The sequence below is a fragment of the Pseudomonas sp. B21-031 genome, from assembly GCF_024748985.1.
Classification (GTDB): domain Bacteria; phylum Pseudomonadota; class Gammaproteobacteria; order Pseudomonadales; family Pseudomonadaceae; genus Aquipseudomonas; species Aquipseudomonas kermanshahensis.
This window is the reverse complement of record NZ_CP087181.1, coordinates 5,142,501-5,164,932: the sequence shown is the minus strand read 5'-3', so window position 1 is coordinate 5,164,932 and position 22,432 is coordinate 5,142,501. Positions and strand designations below refer to the sequence as shown.

Sequence of the window (22,432 nt, the reverse complement as noted above, 5' to 3'; positions counted from 1 at the left end):
TTCAATTCTCTCGACGGTCTCGAATTTCAGGGGACGTCGCTACGACATGCCGGGGCAGGGTCACGCGGATCCGGGTGCCACGTTGCCGTTCGATGTCGGCAGGGCTGTCGATGGTGATTTGCCCATAATGCTCTTCCACGATGGAATAGACCAGAGCGAGCCCCAGTCCGGTTCCTTCGCCCGGGTCTTTGGTGGTGAAGAAGGGCTCGAACAGGCGGTCCATGATGCTCTTCGGGATCCCGCTGCCTTCGTCTTCGACAATCAAGTCGACGGTGTGCTCGAAGACGGAGCTGCGCACACGCACGGCACTGCCGGGCGGTGAGGCGTCGCGGGCGTTGGAGAGCAGGTTGATCAGCACCTGGGCCAGGCGCTGCGGGTCCCCTTCGGCCCAATGTTCCGGGTCGCAGAGGTTGAAGAACTGGACTTCGAAATTGCGCCGGTTCAGCGCCAGCAGCCCAATGGCATCCTGCGCCACTTCGGCCAGGCACACCGGCTCTTCGCTGTTCTGATGGCTGCCACCGGCATGGGCGAAGCTCATCAACGACTGGACGATGCGCGACACCCGTTTGGTCTGTTCAAGAATCTGGCTCGACAGCTCGGTGATCTCGCCATCGCCCTCGCGTTCCTCGCGCAGGTTCTGCGCCAGGCAGGCGATGCCGGTGATCGGGTTGCCGATTTCGTGGGCCACGCCGGCCGCCAGGCGGCCAATGCTGGCCAGGCGCTCGGAGTGCACCAGCTTGTCTTCCAGGGCCTGGGTTTCGGTCAGGTCCTCGACCAGCAGCACCAGGCCACTGTTACCCGGCGCCAAGGGCTCGTCGATGGCGGCCTTGTGCAGGTTCAGCCAGCGAGGCTGCCCGTCGAGGGCCAGGCGTTGCTTGTGCAGGTGTTCGTCGGGCACGTCGATGAAGCCCTGCAGCAGGCCGCGCCAAGGTTCGCCGATGGTCACCAGGCGCGAGCCGACCACGTGCTTGGCGGCGATGCCGGTCAGCTCTTCCATGGCCTTGTTCCACATCAGGATCTCTTGGTCCTTGGCCAGGGAGCAGACGCCCATGGGCAGTTCCTGCAGGGTCTGGCGGTGGTAGCGGCGCAGCGCGTCGAGTTCGGCGGCAAGGCCGGTCAGGCGCGAGTGATAGTCTTCCAGGCGGCTTTCAATGAAGTGGATGTCTTCAGTGACATAGTTTTCGTTGCCGGATTTGTAGGGCAGGAAGGTCTCGACCATGTCCTGGGCCACGCTCGGCCCCATCAGGCCCGACAGGTTGGCCTCGATGCGGTCGCGCAGGCGGCGCAATGCATAGGGGCGGCGCTCGTCGAAGGGCAGGTAGAGGTCGCGCAGGGCCTGTTCGACTTCTTTCTGCGCAGCCTTGGCGCCCAGTGGCTTGGCCAGCTGGGTGGCAAATTCCTGTGGCGAGGCCGCGTGCAGCTCGCGGCGCTGCGGGCGGCGCACGTTGTCCACCGCGCACGCTTCGGCGGCGCTGGCTTCTTCACTGCTGGCATTGGTGAACAGCGAAATCAGGGTGAACAGCAAGACGTTTGCCGCCAGCGAGGCGATGGCCGCCATGTGCCAGCTGGTGTCGTCGAGGACGTAGATCATGTCCAGCAACGGAATGTAGAAGCCCTGCAGGTTGCCCAGCAGCGGCAGCAGCATGGTCACCAGCCACACCAGGGTGCCGGCCAGCAGGCCCGCGATGAAACCGCGGCGATTGGCGGTAGGCCAGTACAGCACCGACAACACGCCCGGCAGGAACTGCAAGGTGGCGACGAAGGCGACGATGCCCAGGTTGGCCAGGCTCTGGTGGTTGTTCTGGGTCAGGTAGAACATGAAGCCGGCGGTGATGATGGCGACGATCAGCGCGCGGCGGGTCCATTTCAGCCAGCGGTAGATGTTGCCTTCGGCCGGCGGCTGGTACAGCGGCAGCACCAGGTGGTTGAGGGCCATGCCTGACAGCGCCAGGGTGGTGACGATGATCAACCCGCTGGCCGCAGACAACCCGCCGATATAAGCCAGCAGCGCCAGCGCTTTGTTATTGGCAGCGATGCCCAGCCCCAGCGTGAAGTATTCGGGGTTGGTGCTGGCGCCCAGGCGCAGGCCGGCCCACAGCACCAGCGGCACGGCCAGGCTCATCAGCAGCAGGAACAGCGGCAGGCCCCAGCTGGCGCTGACCAGCGAGCGTGGGTTGAGGTTTTCGGTGAAGGCCATGTGGTACATGTGCGGCATGACGATGGCCGAGGCGAAGAACACCAGCAGCAGGGTGCGCCATGGCCCTTCCTGCAGCGGTGTGTGCAGCGCCGCCAGGGCTGTCTGGTTCTGCAGCAGCCACACTTCCAGCCCATGCGGGCCGCCAAACACACCGTACAAGGCGTACAGGCCGATGCCGCCCAGCGCCAGCAGCTTGATCACCGATTCGAAGGCAATGGCGAACACCAGCCCTTCATGCTTCTCGCGCGTGGCGATGTGCCGCGAGCCGAAGAAAATGGTGAACAGAATGATCAGCGCACAGAAGGCGAATGCCACCCTGGCCTTGACCGGCTCGCCGGTCAGGATGCTGATCGAGTCGGCCACCGCCTGGATCTGCAGGGCCAGCAACGGCAGCACCCCGATCAACATGATCAGGGTGGTCAGCGCGCCGGCCCAAGTGCTGCGGAAACGGAACGCCAGCAGGTCGGCCAGGGACGACAGCTGATAGGTGCGGGTGATCTTGAGGATCGGGTAAAGCAGCACCGGCGCCAGCAGGAAGGCCCCGGACACCCCCAGGTAGCAGGCCAGGAAGCCATAGCCGTACTGGTAGGCCAGGCCGACCGAGCCATAAAAGGCCCAGGCACTGGCATACACGCCCAGCGACAGGGTGTAGGTCAGCGGGTGGCGAATGATCGAGCGGGGTATCAGCCCACGCTCGCTGATCCAGGCCACGCCGAACAGCACCATGAGGTACGCGGCGCTGATCAGGATCATCTGGGTCAGGCTAAAGCTCATCGGCATCTCGTTGGCTCTGCAGGATGAAGGTGACGACGATCAGGATCAGCCAGAGCAGGTAGGGGCGGTACCAGGCTCCGGTCGGTTCGATCCACCAGTCCATGATGGCCGGGGAGAACAGGTAGATCCCCACGACCAGAAGCAGGACCAAACGATAGATGTACATGCTGGCCTCGATGGTTGGGCGCTGCGGGCTTGGACTTATTATTGGCGCAAAAGAGTGGGGGGATGCTAGCGGGAATCGGTAGGGTTAGCCAAGGGTTTGAAATTATTGGGCTTTTGTTTTTGAGCGGTAGGTTGCCTGTGCGGGCCTCTTCGCGGGCTTGCCCGTGAAGAGGCCGTTGAGGGCTCAGTGCAAATCAGCCTCTGGCACGGTAGTCCGCTGCGCAATCGCCTCAGGCCGCCACTGCTTGCGAGCTACCGCCAACACTTCAGCCGGCGTTGCCAGCAGCAAATCGGGGTTTGCTTCTTGCCCCAGCGCCCGCAATGCCCGCAACAGCAGGGGGGTAGCATGCTCCGCCTGTAAGGGCGGCGAGCGGTACGACTTGCCCAGCTTGTGCCCATCTGGCTGCACGATCAGCGGAATATGCAGGTAACGCGGCTGTGAGAACCCCAGTAGCTCTTGCAGGTACAGCTGGCGCGGTGTGTTGTCGAGCAGGTCGGCCCCGCGCACGATATCGGTAACCCCTTGCCAGGCATCATCCAGCACCACCGCCAGCTGATACGCATACAGCCCGTCACGGCGCTGGATGACGAAATCACCCACCTCGCGCCCCAGGTGTTGCTGGAATTCACCCTGGACCCGGTCGGTGAACCGGTAGATCAACTCTGGCACCCGCAGACGGATCGCCGCGCCCTCGCGTGCATGCCCGGCGTTGCGGCACAAGCCTGGGTAAATGCCGTTGTGCCCTTCCAGCTGTTTGCGCGAGCAGGTGCAAGCGTAGGCCAGGCCCATGTTGAACAGGCGGTCGACCACTGCTGCATAAGCCTCATGGCGCTGGCTCTGGAACACCACCTCGCCATCCCACTCCAGGCCGTAACGCTCCAGGGTCTGCAAGATAGCGTCGCGGGCGCCGGGCATTTCCCGGGGCGGGTCGGTGTCTTCCATGCGCAGCAGCCAACGGCCGTTGACGGCGCGTGCGTCGAGCCAGGAGGCGAGGGCGGCGACCAGCGAGCCGAAATGCAAAAAGCCGCTGGGGGTAGGGGCGAAGCGCCCGATGTAGCTGGAGTCGTTCATGGCGGTCGTGCGTCTGAAAATGAAACGGGGCGCAAGATGCGCCCCGTTTGGGTAGGAAAAGGATCAGCCTTTGCCGACTGTTTTTTCCTTTTTCTCCGCGATTTCCTTGCAGTCGAAGCACAGGTCGGCGGTTGGGCGGGCTTCGAGGCGACGCAGGCCGATCTCGATGCCGCAGGACTCACACCAGCCGTACTCTTCGTCCTGGATCTTCTGCAGGGTCTTGTCGATCTTCTTGATCAGCTTGCGCTCGCGATCGCGGTTACGCAGCTCCAGGGCGAATTCTTCTTCCTGGCTGGCACGGTCGGCCGGGTCTGGGAAGTTGGCCGCTTCGTCCTTCATGTGGGTCACGGTCTGATCCACGCTCGTCATCAACTCAAGCTTCCAGGCACCCAGAAGTTTGGTGAAATGCTTGCGCATGGGCTCCCCCATGTACTCCTCGCCCTTGCTTTCTTTATAGGGCTCTACACCGTACATGGACTGACTGGTTTTTTGCTTTTCTACGGTGGACATGAATAGACCGCCTCTCACTCATCTGATCCAATGCGCAGGATGCTCCATCTCCGGCACCCGCCGGCCCTGCGACTGCGAGCCGCCGAACTTACCAGATAGATCGGGGGTGCGCTACCCCGCCCGATCCTGCTAATTGACAGCGGCGCGAGCCACACGTTCGGTAGCGTGCAGAGGTAGAATCTCCAGTTTAGACCCAATTGAGAGAAGGTCATGGCCCACCCTTACAGTGCGCGCAGCCGCGCCATCGAACCCTTTCACGTCATGGCGTTGCTGGCGCGGGCCAATGAGCTGCAGGCGGCCGGCCATGATGTGATCCACCTGGAAATCGGCGAACCGGACTTCACCACGGCCGCGCCGATCGTCGAGGCCGGCCAGGCCGCATTGGCCGCGGGCCACACCCGCTATACCGCCGCCCGTGGCCTGCCGGCGCTGCGCGAGGCGATCGCCGGCTTCTATGGGCAGCGGTACGGCGTCAGTGTCGATCCTGAGCGCATTCTGATCACGCCGGGCGGTTCTGGCGCACTGTTGTTGGCCAGCAGCCTGCTGGTAGACCCAGGCAAGCACTGGCTGCTGGCCGACCCGGGCTACCCCTGCAATCGCCACTTCCTGCGCCTGGTCGAAGGCGGCGCGCAGCTGGTGCCGGTGGGCCCCGAGGTCAACTACCAACTCACCGCCGACCTGGTTGACCGCTATTGGGACAAAGACACGGTCGGGGCCCTGGTCGCCTCGCCAGCCAACCCGACCGGCACGGTGCTGAACCGTGACGAGCTGGCCAGCCTGTCGCGCGCTACCCGTGAACGCCATGGCCACCTGGTGGTGGACGAGATTTACCACGGGCTGACCTACGGTATGGACGCGCCCAGCGTGCTGGAAGTGGACGATGGGGCGTTTGTCCTGAATAGTTTTTCGAAGTATTTCGGCATGACCGGCTGGCGCCTGGGCTGGCTGGTGGCGCCGCCCGGCGCGGTGGCAGACCTGGAAAAGCTTGCACAGAACCTGTACATCAGCGCCCCCAGCATGGCCCAGCATGCTGCGCTGGCGTGCTTCCAGCCGCAAACCCTGGCGATTCTGGAAGAGCGCCGCGCCGAATTCGCCCGTCGCCGCGACTACCTGTTGCCAGCCCTGCGCGAGCTGGGCTTTGGCATCGCCGTCGAGCCCGAGGGGGCTTTCTACTTGTACGCCGACATCAGCGCCTTCGGCGGCGATGCCTTTGCGTTCTGCCGGCACTTCCTTGAAACCGAGCACGTGGCCTTTACCCCCGGCCTGGATTTTGGCCGCCACCTGGCGGGGCATCATGTGCGTTTTGCCTACACCCAGAGCCTGCCGCGCCTGGAACAGGCCGTGCAGCGTATTGCCCGCGGCCTACGGAGCTGGCAAGGCTGATGGCGTTTTTTCCTCCACTCGAGCAGGGGCGCCTACTGCGGCGCTACAAACGGTTTTTGGCGGACATCGAGCTGGCCAATGGCGAGCAAATGACCATCCATTGCCCGAACACCGGGTCCATGCTCAATTGCATGCGCGAAGGCGGGCAGGTGTGGTTCAGCCGCTCCAACGACCCCAAGCGCAAGCTGCCAGGCACCTGGGAGATCAGTGAAACACCCCAAGGCCGCCTGGCCTGCGTGAACACCGGGCGCGCCAACGCATTGGTTGAAGAGGCGCTGCGTGCCGGGGTTATCAGCGAGCTGGCCGGTTTCACGGCGCTCAGGCGTGAAGTGGCGTATGGCGAAGAGGGCAGCCGCATCGACTTTCGCCTGGAGTTCGACACCGGCCCGGCCTATGTCGAAGTCAAGAGCGTGACCCTGGGCTACCCCGACACCGCCGTCGCGGCCTTCCCCGACGCTGTTACCCAGCGCGGTGCCAAGCACCTGCGTGAGCTGGCGACGCTGGCTCGTCAAGGTGTGCGTGCGGTGCAGTTGTACTGCGTGAACCTGACTGGCGTCGACGCCGTGCGCCCGGCCGAGGAAATCGACGCGGGCTACGCCCAGGCCTTGCGCGCCGCCGTGGCTGAAGGTGTGCAAGTGCTGGCGTACGGCACCTACCTGGATGCCGAACGCATCGTCATCGACCGCCCCTTGCCGGTACTGCTCAACCCTTGAGCCAGATGCCCTGGCTGTCTTCATGGCAGCCCAGGGCCTGCAGGCTGTCGCCCTCGCACGGCCCGGCCACGCATTCGCCGCTTTCTATCAGGAACAAAGCGCCATGATGGGCGCAGTGAATCAGGCTGGCGCTGTCATCGAGAAAGGCATCTGCAGCCCAGTTCAGTGGAATGCTGCGATGTGGGCAGCGGTTGCGATAGAGGTACACCTGGCCCTGGCGGCGCACGCCGAACAGGTCGACGCCGTCTACGCTGAAGGCGCGGCTGTGGCCCTCGGCCAATGAGCTGGAGGTACAAAGGAAGTGCATGGCAAGGACGACTCGTGAAACACGTGATGGCTTGACGCTTCAATGCGAATAATTATCAAATTGCCCGCATTCGATGCGCCCGGCTGTCTATGGTGCGCAGTTCCGCCGCCCGCCACAAGGCGCGCGGCCCGCCTTCAGAAGGAAATCCGATGATGCGCCGTCCCGCTGCCCTGATCGCCCTGTGCGCAGGCCTTGTGCTGTCCACCCAAGCCCTGGCTGCCGAACTGCCGCAGCGATGGGTCAGTGCCGGTGGTGCGCTGAGCGAGTGGGTCACTGCGCTGGGCGGCGAATCACGCCTGGTCGGCGTCGATACCACCAGCCAGCACCCCGCATCGCTGAAGGCGCTGCCGAGCGTCGGCTATCAGCGCCAGTTGTCTGCCGAAGGTATTCTCAGCCTGCGCCCAGACGTGTTGGTGGGCACCGAAGAAATGGGCCCGCCGCCGGTGTTGGCGCAGATTCGCAAGGCGGGTGTGCGGGTAGAGTTGTTCTCCAGCAAGGCCGAACTTGATGCGGTCGATCAGAACCTCAAGCACCTGGGCCAGTTGCTGGGTGCCGAGCCACAAGCCACCGCGTTGGCGGCGGGCTATCGTCAGCAGTTGGACGCGTTGCAGGCTCAGGTCAAACACGCCCAGGCAGGCCAGAAGGCGCCCGGGGTGTTGCTGCTGGTAGGCCATGCCGGTGCCAAGCCGCTGATTGCTGGGCAAGGCACTGCCGGTGATTGGCTGCTACGCCAGGCCGGAGCGCACAACCTGGCCGAGCATCAGGGCTACAAGAACTTCTCCAATGAGGCACTGGCGGCGCTGGACCCGGATGTAGTGGTGTTCTCCGACCGTGCGTTGGCCGACGAGCAGGCCCTGCAAGCGCTGCTGAAGGAAAACCCGGCGCTGGCGGCCTCCCGCGCCGTGCGTGAACAGCGCCTGGTGTCGCTTGACCCGACATTGCTGGTTGGCGGCCTGGGGCCACGCCTGCCAGCGACCCTGCGCTCGCTGGCTGCCACCTTCTACCCGGCAGCCAAGGGCAGTTTCGCTCAATGAGACAACGCGTTCAGCCACGCACATTGATCATCTGCCTGAGCTTGCTGTGCCTGTTGGCGGTGTGGCTGTCCCTGGCCCTGGGGCCGGTCAGCCTGCCACTGTTCGATACCTTGCGCGCTGGGCTGCGCTTGTTGGGGCTGCCGATCGCCGGTGATGGCCTGCAGCAGGCAGAAATGATCCTCGGCCAGATTCGCCTGCCGCGCACCTTGCTGGGGCTGGCGGTGGGGGCGGTGCTGGCGCTGTCCGGCGTGGCCATGCAGGGGCTGTTCCGCAACCCGTTGGCCGACCCAGGGTTGGTAGGCGTCGCCGCCGGGGCGGCCATGGGCGCTGCAGTGGCCATTGTCGGCGGCAGCTGGTTTGGCGGAATGCCGGAGGTGCTGGCGCCTTATCTGCTGTCGCTGTGCGCCTTCATTGGCGGGCTTGGGGTGACCGCGCTGGTCTATCGCCTGGGGCGGCGCGATGGCCAGACCAATGTCGCCACGATGCTGTTGGCCGGCGTGGCCATGACCGCCCTGGGCGGCGCGGCGGTGGGGCTGTTCTCCTACCTGGCCGATGACGCCACCTTGCGCACCCTGACGTTCTGGAACCTGGGCAGCCTCAACGGTGCCAGTTACGAGCGGCTGTGGCCGCTGTTGATGGTGGCTACCGGCGTCGCGCTTTGGTTGCCGCGGCGGGCGCGGGCGCTGAATGCCTTGCTGTTGGGGGAGTCGGAGGCGCGTCACCTGGGTATTGAGGTGGAGCGGCTCAAGCGCGAATTGGTGTTCTGTACCGCGCTGGGTGTCGGCGCGGCAGTGGCGGCGGCGGGGCTGATCGGCTTCATCGGGCTGGTGGTGCCGCACCTGGTGCGCTTGCTGGCAGGGCCTGATCACCGTGTGGTGTTGCCGGCCTCGCTGTTGGCGGGCGGCGTACTGATGCTGTTCGCCGACCTGGCGGCCCGGCTGGTGCTGGCGCCAGCCGAACTGCCGATCGGCATTGTCACTGCGTTTATCGGTGCGCCGTTTTTCCTATTTCTGCTGATTCGAGGGCGCAGCTGATGTTGCAAGTCGAGGGCCTGCACCTGCGGCGGGGAAGCAACGAGGTACTCCACGACATCCACCTGCAATTGACCCCGGGGCAGGTGGTGGGCGTGCTCGGCCCCAACGGCGCGGGCAAGAGCAGCTTGCTGGGGGTGCTGTGTGGCGAGCTGGCGCCCGACCAGGGGCATGTGACCTTGCAGGGCCGGCCGTTGGCCGATTGGGCTGGGCAGGAGCGGGCCAGGCGCCTGGCGGTGTTGCCGCAAGTGTCCAGCCTGGGCTTCTCGTTCAGGGTCGAGGAGGTGGTGGGCATGGGGCGGATGCCGCATGGCAGTGGCCAGGTGCGCGACGCCGAGATCGTCGAAGCAGCCTTGCGTGCCGCGGATGCCTGGCACCTGCAGGGGCGCAGCTACCTGGCGCTGTCGGGCGGTGAGCGGCAGCGGGTGCACCTGGCGCGCGTGCTGGCCCAGCTGTGGCCAGGTGAGCAGGGTACTACGCTGTTGCTTGATGAGCCGACGTCGATGCTCGACCCACTGCATCAGCACACGACCCTGCAAGCGGTGCGGCGCTTTGCCGATCGAGGCGCTGCGGTGCTGGTGATCCTGCATGACCTGAACCTGGCGGCACGCTACTGTGACCGTATCCTGTTGCTTGAGCGGGGCCGCTGCCATGCCTTGGCCTCCCCCGACGAAGTGCTGACGCCTGGGGCATTGAAGGCGGTGTTCGGTATCGATGTGCTGGTACAGGCTCACCCGGAGCGTGGCCACCCGCTGATCATCACCCGCTAGGAGGCATTGCCGATGCGCCATCCACTGCTGTCCGGTTTAGCGCTGTACCTGGTGCTGGCGCTGGGCGGGTGCCAGGCCAGCCTACCGCCGTTACCTGGCTGGCAGAGTACTGAAGGGCGCGAACACGCGCAGTTGGGGCACATCAAGGATCTGGCCAGCGGCCAGCTCATCAGCCCGGAACAACTGGTCACGCAGCTGGCCGATGCCCCGCGTGTGCTGGTAGGGGAGAAGCACGACAACCCCGACCATCACGCATTGCAGCTGTGGTTGTTGCAGGCCCTGCAGGGCCGGCGCGCTCAGGGCAGCCTGTTGATGGAGATGCTGCAGCCTGAGCAGCAGCCGCTGGTCGACAAACTTGAAACACAGCCACAGTTGCCCGCGGACTTGCCCAAGGCGTTAGCGTGGGAAGAAGGCTGGGACTGGCAGTTGTACGGCCCGTTGGTCACGCAGGCCTTGCAGCACGGCATCCCGCTGCTGGCCGCCAACCTTTCACCTGGGCAAATGCGCCACGCCTACCGGCACCCGGCTTCGTTACCGGGCGCACAGTCCAATGCGCCTAGGGTCAAGGCCGCGTTGCTTGAACAGGTGCGTGCCGGGCACTGCGGCTTGCTGCCGGAAAGCCAGTTGCCGGCCATGCTTGCCGTTCAACAGCAGCGCGACCGGCAAATGGCAGAGCAGTTGCTGAAGGCGCCGCAGCCAGCCCTGCTATTGGCTGGCGCATACCACGTGCGCAAGGACCTGGGTGTACCGTTGCACTTGGCTGACCTGGGCGCGCAGGGCCGTAGCGTGGTCGTATTGTTGGCCGAGGTCGGCGAGGAAGCCGAGGCGGGCATGGCCGATTACGTGTGGTACACGGCAGCGACGCCTGAGCAGGATTATTGCGCTCAACTGCGCAAGTAACGCGTTGTCACCCGCATGCGGTGCAAAACCGTCAGGCAAAAAAAGACCCGGCAAAGAGCCGGGTCAATAACCGTGATTAGCCTGATGAGGAGATAATCTGAGAGTCCGAACCAGGGGCTTTCAGTTTATCCAACCAGTCTCGCGACCAGTTGTGATAATCATAACGATTCTCATTTCGGAGTCAATCCCCTTCGTCGGTTTATTTCGCATTTTTTTGCACAGGGTTCTTCGCGTCCAGCTGTTGATTGAGCGCTTCCTTGCGTTCGGTCGGCAAATCGTTCCAGTGCATGTCGAGCAAGGCGCCTTCAATGGCGTACAACAGCACTTTGGAGGCCCGGAACCCTCGCGTTTTCACAGCTTGATACGCACCCACCGCACCGAGCCGGCGCAAATCCGACGCGCTGTGGATGCCGGCCGCATGCAACCACTGCGCAGAAGTCTTGCCAAGATTCTTCAGATGCTGCAATTCATCGTTCATCGAGCCTCCTTGCGATGGCTGAACGGGTCTTGGGGGATAAATCGCGAGCAGGTCAGAGAGGAGTGTAGCGGGGGTTGGAAAATGCGCGGCCTTTTGCCATCGGGTGCGACGATTGGGGAGGGGAGCCGCCTTTTACGGCCCTATCGCCGACAAGCCAGCTCCCACAGGGACACCACTGCCCTTGAGGCTTGTGGAGCTCCTGTGGGAGCCGGCTTGCCGGCGATAAGCTGCAATGCTGACCTTACAGGCCCGGCAAGCGCTGGCGGATCTGGTCGATCACCTGGTTCATGCTGGCGCTTTCCTGCGTATCGACACGGGTGGCGTGCTGCAGTTCTGTGCCATCCAACGGCTCACGGCTGGCCTGCTGAGCCTTGACCACCTCCAGGGTAGCGTCCGACGGGTCGGTTTTTTCTGCCTGGCGCTGCGCCAGCCAGCTGGCGATCACCGCCTCCGGGGCTTGGCAGTCGAGGACCAGGAACGGCACGCCGGTCGCGCTGGCGACCTCTGCCGCCGCTTGGCGTTGAGCATGTTTCAGGTAGGTGGCATCGAGCACCACCGGGAAACCGGCGCGCAGGATGGTGCCGGCCAGATCGTGCAGGCGCTGATAGGTCGCGGCGCTGGCATCTTGGTCATAGATGCCGGCATCCTGCTGCCCAGATAGCGTTGCCTGCTGCTCGCCGAACAGGCGCTTGCGCTCTACGTCCGAACGCACACGCACGGCGCCCAGGGCTTCGACCAGGCGCATCGCCACGTGGCTCTTGCCCACCGCCGAGACGCCGTGGGTGATGGCCAGCAGGCGCGAAGGGATGGCGCTGTAGCTTTCCGCCAGGTTGGCATAGTTGCGGTAGGTGCGCAGGGTGGTGGCGCGCTGCACGCCATCGGCATTGGCGGGCATGCTGAACAGGGCGACCTTGGCGCGCACCAGGGCGCGGTAGGCCTTGTAGAAGTTGAGCACTTCCAGGCCCTCGTAGTCGCCAGTCAGTTCCAGGTACTGGCTGACGAAGCGGTGCGCCAGGCACTTCAGGCCGCGGTCTTCCAGGTCCATGGCCAGGAAGCCGGTATCGGCCCAGACATCGGTCATGCGGAACGGCTCGTTGAACTCGATGCAGTCGAAGATCACCACCTTGCCGTCGATCAGGGTGGCGTTGCCCAGGTGAATGTCACCGTGGCATTCGCGGGTGAAACCGTTGGCCTTGCGCGCTTCGAACAGGCCTTTGAGGCGCTCGAAACTGCTGCGTGCCCATGCCTGGAGGTTGTCCAGTTGCAGCAGGTCGGCCTTGTCGCTGAGGAACGGACGGATCTGCTCGAAGTTCTGCTCGACCGGGGACATCACGCTTTCAGGCGAGCCGTAAGGTTGCGCTGCCGGGACCTTGGGGGTCTGCAGATGGAATTCGGCGATCTGCCGGGCCATCTGGTCGATGTGCTCGGCGTTGAGCTCGCCGTTGGCTTGCAGGGTGCTGAGCATCTGCCCCTGAGGGAACTGGCGCATTTTCAGGGCGTATTCGATTGCTACACCCTCACCGCCGATCTGCGGCGCTTCGGCGCTCCCGGTGATCGGCAACACGTCGAGGTACAGGCCGTCGGTCAGGCGCTGGTTCAGGCGCAATTCTTCGTTACAGAAATGCTCGCGTTGATCCAACTGGGTGAAGTCGAGGAAGCCGAAGTTCATCGGTTTCTTGACCTTGTAGGCGTACTCGCCAGTGAGCAGGACCCAGGAGATATGCGTCTCGATGAGTTGGAACCCATCCACGGGGTGAGGGTAGAGGGCTGGGTTCTGCAACGCAGTGATAAGAGCTTGGCTCACGGGAAATCCTTCCGGGGGCAGGGAATTCGAATGCGCCATTATGGTCAATGGTGCCGTCCCTGCATACCGCCGAGGGCGCCTGCCCAGCCTTTACAAAGTGCGTATAATCCGCCGCCATGACTCGAACTCGAAACGCTCGTACCCCTCAGAAACGCCCGACCGGCCGCTCTCGCGCCTGGCTGGGCTGGGCTTTGAAGCTCAGCCTCGTCGGCCTGGTGATCCTCGCCGGCTTCGCGGTTTACCTCGATGCTGTCGTCCAAGAGAAGTTCTCTGGCAAGCGTTGGACCATCCCGGCCAAGGTATACGCTCGGCCACTGGAGCTGTTCGTCGGCCAGAAGCTGAGCAAGAACGACTTCCTCACCGAACTCGATGCTCTGGGCTATCGCCGTGAAAGCGCGGCCAACGGCCCGGGTGCGGCCGCGGTCAACGGTAATACCGTCGACCTCAACACCCGTGGCTTCCAGTTCTACGAGGGGATGGAGCCCGCGCAGTTCGTCCGCGTGCGCTTCTCTGGCGATTACGTGGCTGGGCTGGCCGGTGCCAACGGCGGCAAGCTCGACGTGGTGCGCCTGGAGCCGCTGATGATCGGCGGTATCTACCCGAAAAACCTCGAGGACCGGATCCTGATCAAAATCGATCAGGTGCCACCGTACCTGCTCGAAACCCTGGTCGCGACCGAAGACCGCGACTTCTATAGCCACTTTGGCGTGTCGCCCAAGTCCATCGCCCGTGCCGTATGGGTCAACACCTCGGCCGGCTCCATGCGCCAAGGCGGCAGTACCCTGACCCAGCAGTTGGTGAAGAACTTCTACCTCACCAGCGAGCGCAGCCTCAGCCGCAAGCTGACCGAGGCCATGATGGCCGTGCTGCTGGAGCTGCATTACGACAAGCGTGAAATCCTCGAGGCCTACCTCAACGAGGTGTTCGTCGGCCAGGACGGCCAACGCGCGGTGCATGGCTTCGGCCTGGCCAGCCAGTTCTTCTTCAGCCAGCCGCTGTCGGAGCTCAAGCTGCACCAGATCGCCTTGCTGGTGGGCATGGTCAAGGGGCCGTCCTACTACAACCCGCGGCGTTATCCTGACCGCGCCCTGGCCCGCCGTAACCTGGTACTCGACCTGCTGGCCGAGCAGGGCGTGGCGAGCAAGGACGTGATCGAGGCGGCAAAGAAGATGCCATTGGGTGTGACCAAGCGCGGCAGCCTGGCGGACAGCTCGTTCCCCGCCTTCCTCGACCTGGTCAAACGCCAGTTGCGCCAAGACTACCGTGACGAAGACTTGACCGAAGAAGGCCTGCGTATCTTCACCAGTTTCGACCCGATCCTGCAGATGAAGGCCGAAACCTCCATGAACGAGACGTTCAAGCGCCTGGCCGGGCGCAAGGGCGCTGACGAGGTCGAGTCGGCGATGGTCGTGACCAACCCGGAAACCGGCGAAGTGCAGGCGCTGATCGGCAGCCGCCAGTCGGGCTTTGCCGGCTTCAACCGCGCCATCGACGCGGTGCGGCCGATTGGCTCGCTGGTCAAGCCGGCGGTGTACCTGACCGCGCTGGAGCAGCCGAGCAAGTACACCCTGACCAGTTGGGTGCAGGACGAGCCATTCTCGGTCAAAGGCGCCAACGGCCAGATCTGGCGTCCGCAGAACTACGACCGTCGTCCGCATGGCACCATTTATCTGTATCAGGGCCTGGCCAATTCCTACAACCTGTCGACCGCCAAGCTCGGCCTGGAAGTGGGCGTGCCCAACGTGATCAAGACCATCGGTCGGCTGGGGGTGAATGTCGACTGGCCAGCCTTCCCGGCGATGCTGCTGGGGGCAGGTGGCATGTCGCCGATGCAGGTCGCGACCATGTACCAGACCATTGCCAATGGTGGCTTCAACACGCCGATGCGCGGTATCCGCAGCGTGTTGACCGCCGAGGGTGAGCCGCTAAAACGCTACCCGTTCCAGATCCAGCAGACCTTCGACCCAGGTTCCATCTACCTGGTGCAGAACGCCATGCAGCGGGTGATGCGTGAAGGTACCGGTCGTTCGGTGTACAACGTGCTGCCGCGTTCGCTGACCCTGGCCGGCAAGACCGGCACCAGTAACGACTCGCGCGACAGCTGGTTCTCCGGCTTCAGCCAGGACCTGCTGGCTGTGGTGTGGATGGGCCGCGACGATAACGGCAAAACACCGTTCACCGGTGCCACCGGCGCCCTGCAGGTCTGGACCAGCTTCATGAAGAAGGCCGACCCGCTGCCGCTGGACATGCCGCAACCGGACAACGTCGTGCAAGCCTGGATCGACCCGTACAGCGGCCAAGGCTCTGACGGTAGCTGTCCGGGAGCCGTGCAGATGCCGTATATTCGCGGAAGCGAACCGCCCGCCGGCGCAGCCTGTGGCGGTGAGCAGAATCCGGCAGAATCGGTCATGGACTGGGTCAAAGGCTGGATGAATTAAGCACGAGCTGCATTGATGAGGTGTGAAGTGAATAAGTGGCTGTTTCCTGCCTTGACGGCGTTGGTTGTGCTCCAGGGTTGCTCCAGCGTCCAGCGTGGCAATATCCCGGTGGTCGACTCGAGCACCCGCGTGTCCAACAGTGAACGCGTAACGGCCAACCGCTCGGCGGCTGGCATGAACAGCGGCACCTCACAAGCGCAGTCGCTGCCTGAGGACTCGGGCGTGACGGTGATGATCCCGCAGGGCGCCGGTGCCTCGAGCATCCAGACGTTCCCGGCCGGTAATGGCGCGGCGCCGATCAGCACCGCACCGATTACCCCGGGCCCGATTTCGACCGGGCCGATGACCACCAACCCTAACCCGATCGCCGACGAGCCGTTCGATATCGCCTCGATGAACAGCACGCCGAAAGCCAGCAGCGCGCCGACCGGCATCCCGCGCAGCGGTGCCGCATCTGGCGGCCTGTCGGCCGACGAGCAGCTTGATGGGCCTGTACTGGCGCTGTTGACGACTGCCCAGCAACAGCAGGTCAGTGGTGATTTCAACGGTGCCTCGTCAAGCCTGGAGCGTGCCCAGCGTATCGCCCCGCGCGAGCCGCAGGTGCTGTTCCGCCTGGCCCAGGTGCGTTTGTCGCAGGGCGATGCAGCGCAGGCCGAGCAGTTGGCCCGCCGCGCCCTGACCTACGCCAATGGCCGCCCCGACCTGCAGGCCGAACTGTGGAACACCATTGCCCAGTGCCGTGAAAAACAAGGTGACAGTGCCGGTGCGGCGCTGGCGCGGCAGAAGGCCCGAGTGAATTCCTGATGATCGAGCAACGCATTCTGGACATCGCCGACCACCTGCTGCTGATCGAGCGTGAGTTGAAGGTGCAAGGCTGGTGGGACGATGAGCCGCCCAGCGATGAAGCGCTGGAAAGCACTGTGCCCTTTGCGGTCGATACGATGACCCTGGAGCAGTGGCTGCAATGGATCTTCCTGCCCCGCATGAAGATCATCATCGAGCTCGGCCACCCGCTGCCCAATGCCTCGGGCATCCTGGTGATGGCTGAAACGGTATTCACCGATCGCCCGGAGCAGAGTCGCGAGCTACGGCGCCTGCTAGCAGAGTTCGATCAATTGATCGCTTCTGGAGCCTGATTTCTTCTCTTTTTCCTTCAAGGGCCGCAGATTGTGGCCCTTTTTTATGGAAATCTTCTTAATTCTGCTGCTGGTATCCTTTTTAGTGGTGGCAGGAATTCATCTTGAGGAAAAATTGGCAATAATTTTTCTTGACTTGTAGCCGCCAAATCACAAGAATCCAACTTCCGCTGTAGAGGGACTGCCAGAAGCAGACCCGCTAAGCAGATCATGAGGCGCACACCCGCGCCGACCTGTTACACCCCGCAACGCGTTACCTCGCGCTGGGTGGGAAAACCCCGCAACACTCTGGGGCGCTCCCAATACTTGCTCAGTCAGTGCTGACGTTCGCTCATGCTCTGCTTGGCAGTAAACCTATTAAGACCCGTCCACTAGGGACGGTATTCTGGCGTTTTAGAGGTGAACAACGTGGAGCTTTTATCTGGCGCTGAGATGGTCGTCCGCTTCTTGCGTGACGAAGGCGTTAAGCACATCTACGGGTACCCTGGCGGTGCTCTTCTTCATGTTTACGATGCCCTGTTCAAGGAACCGGAAGTCGAACACATCCTGGTTCGTCACGAACAGGCTGCGACCCATATGGCGGACGGCTACGCCCGTGCCACCGGCAAGGCCGGTGTGGTGCTGGTAACCTCCGGCCCGGGTGCGACCAATGCCATTACCGGCATTGCCACCGCCTACATGGATTCGATTCCGATGGTCATTCTGTCCGGCCAGGTGCCTAGCACCATGGTGGGTACGGATGCCTTCCAGGAAACCGACATGATTGGCATCTCGCGGCCGATCGTGAAGCACAGCTTCATGATCAAAAACGCCACCGAGATCCCAGAAGTTCTGAAAAAAGCCTTCTACCTGGCGCAATCCGGCCGTCCTGGCCCGGTCGTGGTCGACATTCCAAAAGATATGACCAACCCGGCCGAGAAGTTCGAATACGTCTACCCGAAGAAGGTCAAGCTGCGCTCCTACAGCCCGGCGGTCCGTGGCCACTCCGGCCAGATCCGCAAGGCCGCCGAGATGCTGCTGGCTGCCAAACGCCCGATCGTTTACGCCGGCGGCGGCGTTATTTTGGGTGGCGGCTCCGAAGCCCTGACCGAAATCGCCAAATCGCTGAACCTGCCGGTTACCAATACGCTCATGGGTCTGGGTGGCTTCCCGGGTACTGACCGTCAGTTCCTCGGCATGCTCGGCATGCACGGCAGCTTCACGGCCAACATGGCCATGCACAACGCAGACGTCATCTTTGCCGTCGGTGCGCGCTTCGATGACCGTGTGGTCAACGGCCCGGCCAAGTTCTGCCCGAATGCCAAGATCATCCACATCGACATCGACCCGGCGTCTATTTCCAAGATGATCAAGGCCGACGTGCCTATCGTTGGCCCAGTCGACAGCGTCTTGACCGAGATGCTCGGCATCCTCAAGGAAATCGGCGAGCAGCCTGACAAGGCCGCCGCAGAAGCCTGGTGGAAGCAGATCGATGAATGGCGTGGCGACGGCGACCTGTTCCCTTACAACAAGGGTGATGGCAGCGTCATCAAGCCGCAGACCGTGATCGAAACCCTGTGCGAAGTGACCAAAGGCGATGCCTTTGTTACCTCCGACGTGGGCCAGCACCAGATGTTCGCGGCGCAGTACTACCGCTTCAACAAGCCGAACCGCTGGATCAACTCCGGTGGCCTGGGCACCATGGGCTTCGGTTTCCCGGCGGCGATGGGCGTCAAGCTCAACTTCCCGGACCAGGACGTGGCGTGCGTGACCGGCGAAGGCAGTATCCAGATGAACATCCAGGAACTGTCCACCTGCATGCAGTACGGCTTGCCGGTGAAAATCGTCAACCTGAACAACGGCGTGCTGGGCATGGTCCGCCAGTGGCAGGACATGGCGTACAACGGCCGTCACTCGCACTCCTATGTCGAGTCGCTGCCTGACTTCATCAAGCTGGCCGAGGCCTATGGTCATGTGGGTATCCGCATCACCAGCCTGAAAGACCTCAAGCCGAAGCTGGAAGAGGCATTCGCGATGAAAGACCGCCTGGTGTTCATCGACATCGCGGTTGACCGTACCGAGCACGTCTATCCGATGCAGATCAAGGATGGCTCGATGCGTGACATGTGGCTGAGCAAGACGGAGCGTACCTGATATGCGGCACATCATTTCCTTGCTGCTGGAAAACGAACCCGGTGCCTTGTCTCGCGTCGTTGGCCTGTTCTCCCAGCGTAACTACAACATTGAAAGCCTGACCGTGGCGCCGACCGAGGACCCGACCTTGTCGCGTCTGACGCTGACCACCGTTGGCCATGACGAAGTGATCGAACAGATCACCAAGAACCTGAACAAGCTTGTCGAAGTGGTAAAGCTTGTCGACCTGTCGGAAAGTGCTCACATCGAGCGCGAACTGATGTTGGTCAAGGTCAAGGCCACCGGAGCCCAGCGCGCCGAGATCAAGCGCACCACGGACATTTTCCGTGGCCAGATCGTCGATGTGACCGCCAGTGTGTACACCGTGCAACTGAGCGGCACCAGCGACAAACTGGACAGCTTCATCCAGGCCATCGGCACCGCATCGATTCTCGAAACCGTGCGCAGTGGCGTCACCGGCATTGCCCGTGGCGACAAAGTGCTCAGCATCTAAATTCAAAAATTAGCGATGGCTCCGCAGGGGCCGAGATATAACCAGGGGTATTTTCATGAAAGTTTTCTACGATAAAGACTGCGACCTTTCCATCATCCAGGGTAAGAAAGTCGCCATCATCGGTTACGGTTCCCAAGGCCACGCCCAGGCGTGCAACCTGAAAGACTCCGGTGTAGACGTTACCGTCGGTCTGCGTAAAGGCTCGGCCACCGTTGCCAAGGCAGAAGCCCACGGCCTGAAAGTGGCCGACGTGGCTACCGCTGTCGCTGCTGCCGACCTGGTCATGATCCTGACCCCGGACGAGTTCCAAGGCGCTCTGTACAAGAACGAGATCGAGCCGAACATCAAGAAAGGCGCAACCCTGGCCTTCTCCCACGGCTTCTCGATCCACTACAACCAAGTCGTGCCACGTGCCGACCTCGACGTGATCATGATCGCGCCGAAAGCCCCGGGCCACACCGTTCGCTCCGAGTTCGTCAAAGGCGGCGGCATCCCTGACCTGATCGCTATCTACCAGGACGCTTCGGGCAACGCCAAGAACGTTGCACTGTCCTACGCCGCAGGCGTGGGTGGCGGCCGTACCGGCATCATCGAAACCACCTTCAAGGACGAGACTGAAACCGACCTGTTCGGCGAGCAGGCTGTTCTGTGCGGCGGTACCGTCGAGCTGGTCAAAGCCGGTTTCGAAACCCTGGTTGAAGCCGGCTACGCGCCAGAAATGGCCTACTTCGAGTGCCTGCACGAGCTGAAGTTGATCGTTGACCTCATGTACGAAGGCGGTATCGCCAACATGAACTACTCGATCTCCAACAACGCCGAGTACGGTGAGTACGTCACCGGCCCAGAAGTCATCAACGAAGAATCCCGCAAGGCCATGCGCAACGCTCTGAAGCGCATCCAAGACGGCGAGTACGCGAAGATGTTCATCTCCGAAGGTGCTACCAACTACCCATCGATGACCGCCAAGCGTCGTAACAACGCTGCCCACGGCATTGAAATCATCGGCGAGCAACTGCGTTCGATGATGCCTTGGATCTCGGCGAACAAGATCGTCGACAAAGCCAAGAACTAAGTTTCTTGCAACATGAAAAACGCGGCTTCGGCCGCGTTTTTTCGTTTAGGCAGCCGGCATCTGGTATAAAGCAGACCAGTGGCCTGCCGTCAGAACCTGTTTCGCAGGCCCGTGTCGAACATATTCCACCCTGTTGCAAGGTACCCTACATGAGCGAACGTCCCGAAGAGCCGAACAAGCCCTCCGACGCCGAAAGCCTGCTACCTGTCGATGAGCACATTGAAGAGGGCCATGACGCCGAAGGGCGCAAGGTCCGGCATCGCGGCATCTATCTGCTTCCTAACCTGTTCACCACTGCCAACCTGTTCGCCGGCTTCTACTCCATCATCAACTCGATGAGCGCGCAGAGCGCGTTGAGTGCTGGCGACCCGCGCGAAGCGAGCAAGTACTTCGCCTTTGCCGCCATCGCCATCTTCGTCGCCATGGTGCTCGATGGCCTGGATGGCCGTGTGGCCCGTATGACCAATACCCAAAGCGCCTTCGGGGCCGAGTACGACTCGCTGTCGGACATGGTCGCCTTTGGTGTTGCCCCGGCGTTGCTGGCCTTCGGTTGGGCGTTGGGCGACATGGGCAAGGTCGGCTGGATGGTCGCCTTCATCTATGTGGCGGGCGCTGCCCTGCGCCTGGCACGCTTCAATACCCAGGTGGGGACCGCTGACAAGCGTTACTTCATCGGCCTGGCCAGCCCAGCGGCGGCTGGCGTTGTTGCGGGCACCGTGTGGGCCTTCAGTGACTACGGTATCCAGGGCTCCAAGCTGTCGTTCCTGGTGGCGCTGCTGGTAGCGGCGGCAGGCATGTTGATGGTCAGCAACATCAAGTACAACAGCTTCAAGGAACTCGACCTCAAAGGGCGTGTGCCGTTCGTGGCCATCCTGGCGGTGGTACTGGTGTTCGCGGTGGTATTCAGCGACCCGCCCCGCATCCTGCTGCTGATCTTCCTTGCCTACGCGGCTTCGGGGCCGATCCAGTTCTTGCTGCGGTCTCGCCGTCGCAAGTCGTGACAATGATTTAATGATGGAATAACCCTCCGGCTCCATAGTCTTACTGGTACATCCGTTATCCAGTGCTATGGAGCCGTCCATGCTCATCAAGCTTCCCAGGTCATCCGAGTGCAAGGCGTCGGAGATCACGCCCGAAGGTCTCTATCTTTCTCGTCGCACCGTGCTCGGTGGCTCGCTGGCGGGCCTTGCCCTGGGCGCGCTACCGAGGCTGGGGCATGCCGCCGAGGCCAGCCGCTACGCCGATGTCGAGGCGGGGGCTGCACCCGCCTGGTTCAGTGACAAGCTTGCGGCGACGCGGTGGCAGGCGGTAACGGTCAAGGATGAGGCGATTACCCCCTTCAAGGATGCGACCCACTACAACAACTTCTATGAGTTCGGGCCCGATAAGGGTGACCCGGCTGCCAATGGCGGCAGCTTGCAGACCGAGCCTTGGTCTGTGGTGATCGATGGCGAGGTCGGCAAGCCCGGGCGCTATGCCCTGGAAGACTTCGTCAAACCTTATCAACTCGAAGAGCGCATCTACCGGCTGCGTTGTGTCGAGGCGTGGTCGATGGTCATCCCCTGGCTTGGCTTCCCGCTGGCGCAAGTACTCAAGCAAGTGGAACCGACATCCAACGCGCGCTACGTGCGCTTCGAAACATTGAAAGACCCACAGCATATGCCGGGGCAACGCTCAGGTTTCGCCTTGATCGACTGGCCCTATAGAGAGGGGCTGCGCCTGGATGAGGCCATGCACCCGTTGGCGATTCTGGCGGTGGGTATGTATGGCCGCGAGCTGGCCAACCAGAATGGCGCGCCGTTGCGCTTGGTGGTGCCATGGAAGTACGGGTTCAAGAGCATCAAGTCGATCGTGCGGATCAGCCTGGTGGCCGAGCGCCCGCAGACGACCTGGGAGGGGCTGGCGCCAGATGAGTATGGCTTCTATGCCAACGTGAACCCCGAGGTCGATCACCCGCGGTGGACCCAAGCGCGTGAGCGGCGCCTGCCAAGTGGCCTGTTCAGCCCCAATGTACGGCAAACG

At 62.7% G+C, this 22,432-nt stretch carries 21 protein-coding genes (1 of these 21 running past the window's edge); 14 read left to right on the top strand and 7 right to left on the bottom strand.

Translation table 11 applies throughout. The features are described from left to right. Position 1: 1 nt before the first annotated feature. The 4 genes from LOY53_RS23095 to dksA form a co-directional block, all read right to left on the bottom strand. A complete protein-coding gene (locus LOY53_RS23095; RefSeq protein ID WP_027595008.1) occupies positions 2 to 2,977 on the bottom strand; it encodes a sensor histidine kinase in 2,976 nt (991 codons plus the stop codon). Further along, positions 2,961 to 3,137: a hypothetical protein gene (locus LOY53_RS23090; RefSeq protein ID WP_003250005.1), complete on the bottom strand. Its 177-nt coding sequence runs from the start codon at positions 3,135 to 3,137 to the stop codon at positions 2,961 to 2,963. Before LOY53_RS23090 ends, LOY53_RS23095 begins: the two co-directional genes overlap by 17 nt. A gap of 183 nt (positions 3,138 to 3,320) precedes the next feature. After that, entirely contained in the window at positions 3,321 to 4,208 is an 888-nt protein-coding gene (gene gluQRS, locus LOY53_RS23085; RefSeq protein WP_252825888.1) for a tRNA glutamyl-Q(34) synthetase GluQRS, read from the bottom strand. Positions 4,209 to 4,271: 63 nt separating this feature from the next. Further along, a complete protein-coding gene (dksA, locus tag LOY53_RS23080) occupies positions 4,272 to 4,718 on the bottom strand; it encodes an RNA polymerase-binding protein DksA (protein WP_027595006.1) in 447 nt (148 codons plus the stop codon). Positions 4,719 to 4,928: 210 nt separating this feature from the next. Here dksA and LOY53_RS23075 point away from each other — a divergent pair, with 210 nt between their 5' ends. Further along, positions 4,929 to 6,101, top strand: coding sequence for a pyridoxal phosphate-dependent aminotransferase (locus tag LOY53_RS23075; RefSeq protein ID WP_252825887.1), 1,173 nt, complete (start codon positions 4,929 to 4,931; stop codon positions 6,099 to 6,101). Beyond that, on the top strand, positions 6,101 to 6,814 hold the full coding sequence (gene sfsA / locus LOY53_RS23070) for a DNA/RNA nuclease SfsA (protein ID WP_252825885.1): 714 nt from the start codon (positions 6,101 to 6,103) through the stop codon (positions 6,812 to 6,814). Before LOY53_RS23075 ends, sfsA begins: the two co-directional genes overlap by 1 nt. Here the strand turns inward: sfsA and LOY53_RS23065 are convergent. Beyond that, entirely contained in the window at positions 6,804 to 7,121 is a 318-nt protein-coding gene (locus LOY53_RS23065) for a Rieske (2Fe-2S) protein (protein ID WP_186683304.1), read from the bottom strand. The genes sfsA and LOY53_RS23065 overlap by 11 nt on opposite strands. A 149-nt stretch (positions 7,122 to 7,270) precedes the next feature. Here LOY53_RS23065 and LOY53_RS23060 point away from each other — a divergent pair, with 149 nt between their 5' ends. The 4 genes from LOY53_RS23060 to LOY53_RS23045 are packed head-to-tail and all read left to right on the top strand — an operon-like array spanning position 7,271 to position 10,856. Continuing rightward, entirely contained in the window at positions 7,271 to 8,155 is an 885-nt protein-coding gene (locus LOY53_RS23060; RefSeq protein WP_085274230.1) for a hemin ABC transporter substrate-binding protein, read from the top strand. A gap of 50 nt (positions 8,156 to 8,205) precedes the next feature. Further along, positions 8,206 to 9,189, top strand: coding sequence for an iron ABC transporter permease (locus tag LOY53_RS23055; protein WP_252827361.1), 984 nt, complete (start codon positions 8,206 to 8,208; stop codon positions 9,187 to 9,189). Next, a complete protein-coding gene (locus LOY53_RS23050; protein WP_252825883.1) occupies positions 9,189 to 9,956 on the top strand; it encodes a heme ABC transporter ATP-binding protein in 768 nt (255 codons plus the stop codon). Before LOY53_RS23055 ends, LOY53_RS23050 begins: the two co-directional genes overlap by 1 nt. Before the next feature lie 12 nt (positions 9,957 to 9,968). Further along, positions 9,969 to 10,856: a ChaN family lipoprotein gene (locus LOY53_RS23045; protein ID WP_258703327.1), complete on the top strand. Its 888-nt coding sequence runs from the start codon at positions 9,969 to 9,971 to the stop codon at positions 10,854 to 10,856. Positions 10,857 to 11,055: 199 nt separating this feature from the next. Here the strand turns inward: LOY53_RS23045 and LOY53_RS23040 are convergent, their stop codons facing one another. Together LOY53_RS23040 and LOY53_RS23035 are read right to left on the bottom strand one after the other, a co-directional pair. Continuing rightward, entirely contained in the window at positions 11,056 to 11,334 is a 279-nt protein-coding gene (locus tag LOY53_RS23040) for a TfoX/Sxy family protein (protein ID WP_099455331.1), read from the bottom strand. A gap of 241 nt (positions 11,335 to 11,575) precedes the next feature. Then, positions 11,576 to 13,138, bottom strand: a complete 1,563-nt coding sequence (locus LOY53_RS23035) for a bifunctional aminoglycoside phosphotransferase/ATP-binding protein (protein WP_258703326.1) — start codon at positions 13,136 to 13,138, stop codon at positions 11,576 to 11,578. A 116-nt stretch (positions 13,139 to 13,254) separates the two neighbouring features. Here LOY53_RS23035 and mrcB point away from each other — a divergent pair, with 116 nt between their 5' ends. From mrcB to msrP, 8 genes are all read left to right on the top strand, one after another. Further along, positions 13,255 to 15,576 carry a penicillin-binding protein 1B gene (mrcB, locus tag LOY53_RS23030; protein ID WP_027594996.1) on the top strand — a complete coding sequence of 774 codons (2,322 nt, stop codon included), beginning with the start codon at positions 13,255 to 13,257 and terminating at the stop codon, positions 15,574 to 15,576. Positions 15,577 to 15,591: 15 nt separating this feature from the next. Then, complete coding sequence (locus tag LOY53_RS23025; protein WP_099455329.1) at positions 15,592 to 16,380, top strand: tetratricopeptide repeat protein; 789 nt, start codon at positions 15,592 to 15,594, stop codon at positions 16,378 to 16,380. Next, positions 16,380 to 16,712 (top strand): YqcC family protein, encoded by a 333-nt coding sequence (locus LOY53_RS23020; RefSeq protein ID WP_252825879.1) that lies wholly within the window; start codon positions 16,380 to 16,382, stop codon positions 16,710 to 16,712. Before LOY53_RS23025 ends, LOY53_RS23020 begins: the two co-directional genes overlap by 1 nt. Before the next feature lie 408 nt (positions 16,713 to 17,120). Further along, complete coding sequence (locus LOY53_RS23015; protein WP_027594993.1) at positions 17,121 to 18,845, top strand: acetolactate synthase 3 large subunit; 1,725 nt, start codon at positions 17,121 to 17,123, stop codon at positions 18,843 to 18,845. A 1-nt stretch (position 18,846) separates the two neighbouring features. Continuing rightward, complete coding sequence (gene ilvN / locus LOY53_RS23010) at positions 18,847 to 19,338, top strand: acetolactate synthase small subunit (protein WP_003250040.1); 492 nt, start codon at positions 18,847 to 18,849, stop codon at positions 19,336 to 19,338. 55 nt (positions 19,339 to 19,393) lie between these two features. After that, positions 19,394 to 20,410 (top strand): ketol-acid reductoisomerase, encoded by a 1,017-nt coding sequence (gene ilvC, locus LOY53_RS23005; protein WP_027594992.1) that lies wholly within the window; start codon positions 19,394 to 19,396, stop codon positions 20,408 to 20,410. Positions 20,411 to 20,559: 149 nt separating this feature from the next. After that, positions 20,560 to 21,411, top strand: a complete 852-nt coding sequence (pssA, locus tag LOY53_RS23000) for a CDP-diacylglycerol--serine O-phosphatidyltransferase (RefSeq protein WP_027594991.1) — start codon at positions 20,560 to 20,562, stop codon at positions 21,409 to 21,411. Between the two features lie 79 nt (positions 21,412 to 21,490). Beyond that, positions 21,491 to 22,432: the 5' portion of a protein-methionine-sulfoxide reductase catalytic subunit MsrP gene (gene msrP / locus LOY53_RS22995; protein WP_099455327.1), read on the top strand. 72 nt of this gene lie beyond the right edge of the window; 942 of the gene's 1,014 nt are visible here — the first part of the coding sequence; it begins with the start codon at positions 21,491 to 21,493; the stop codon falls past the right edge of the window.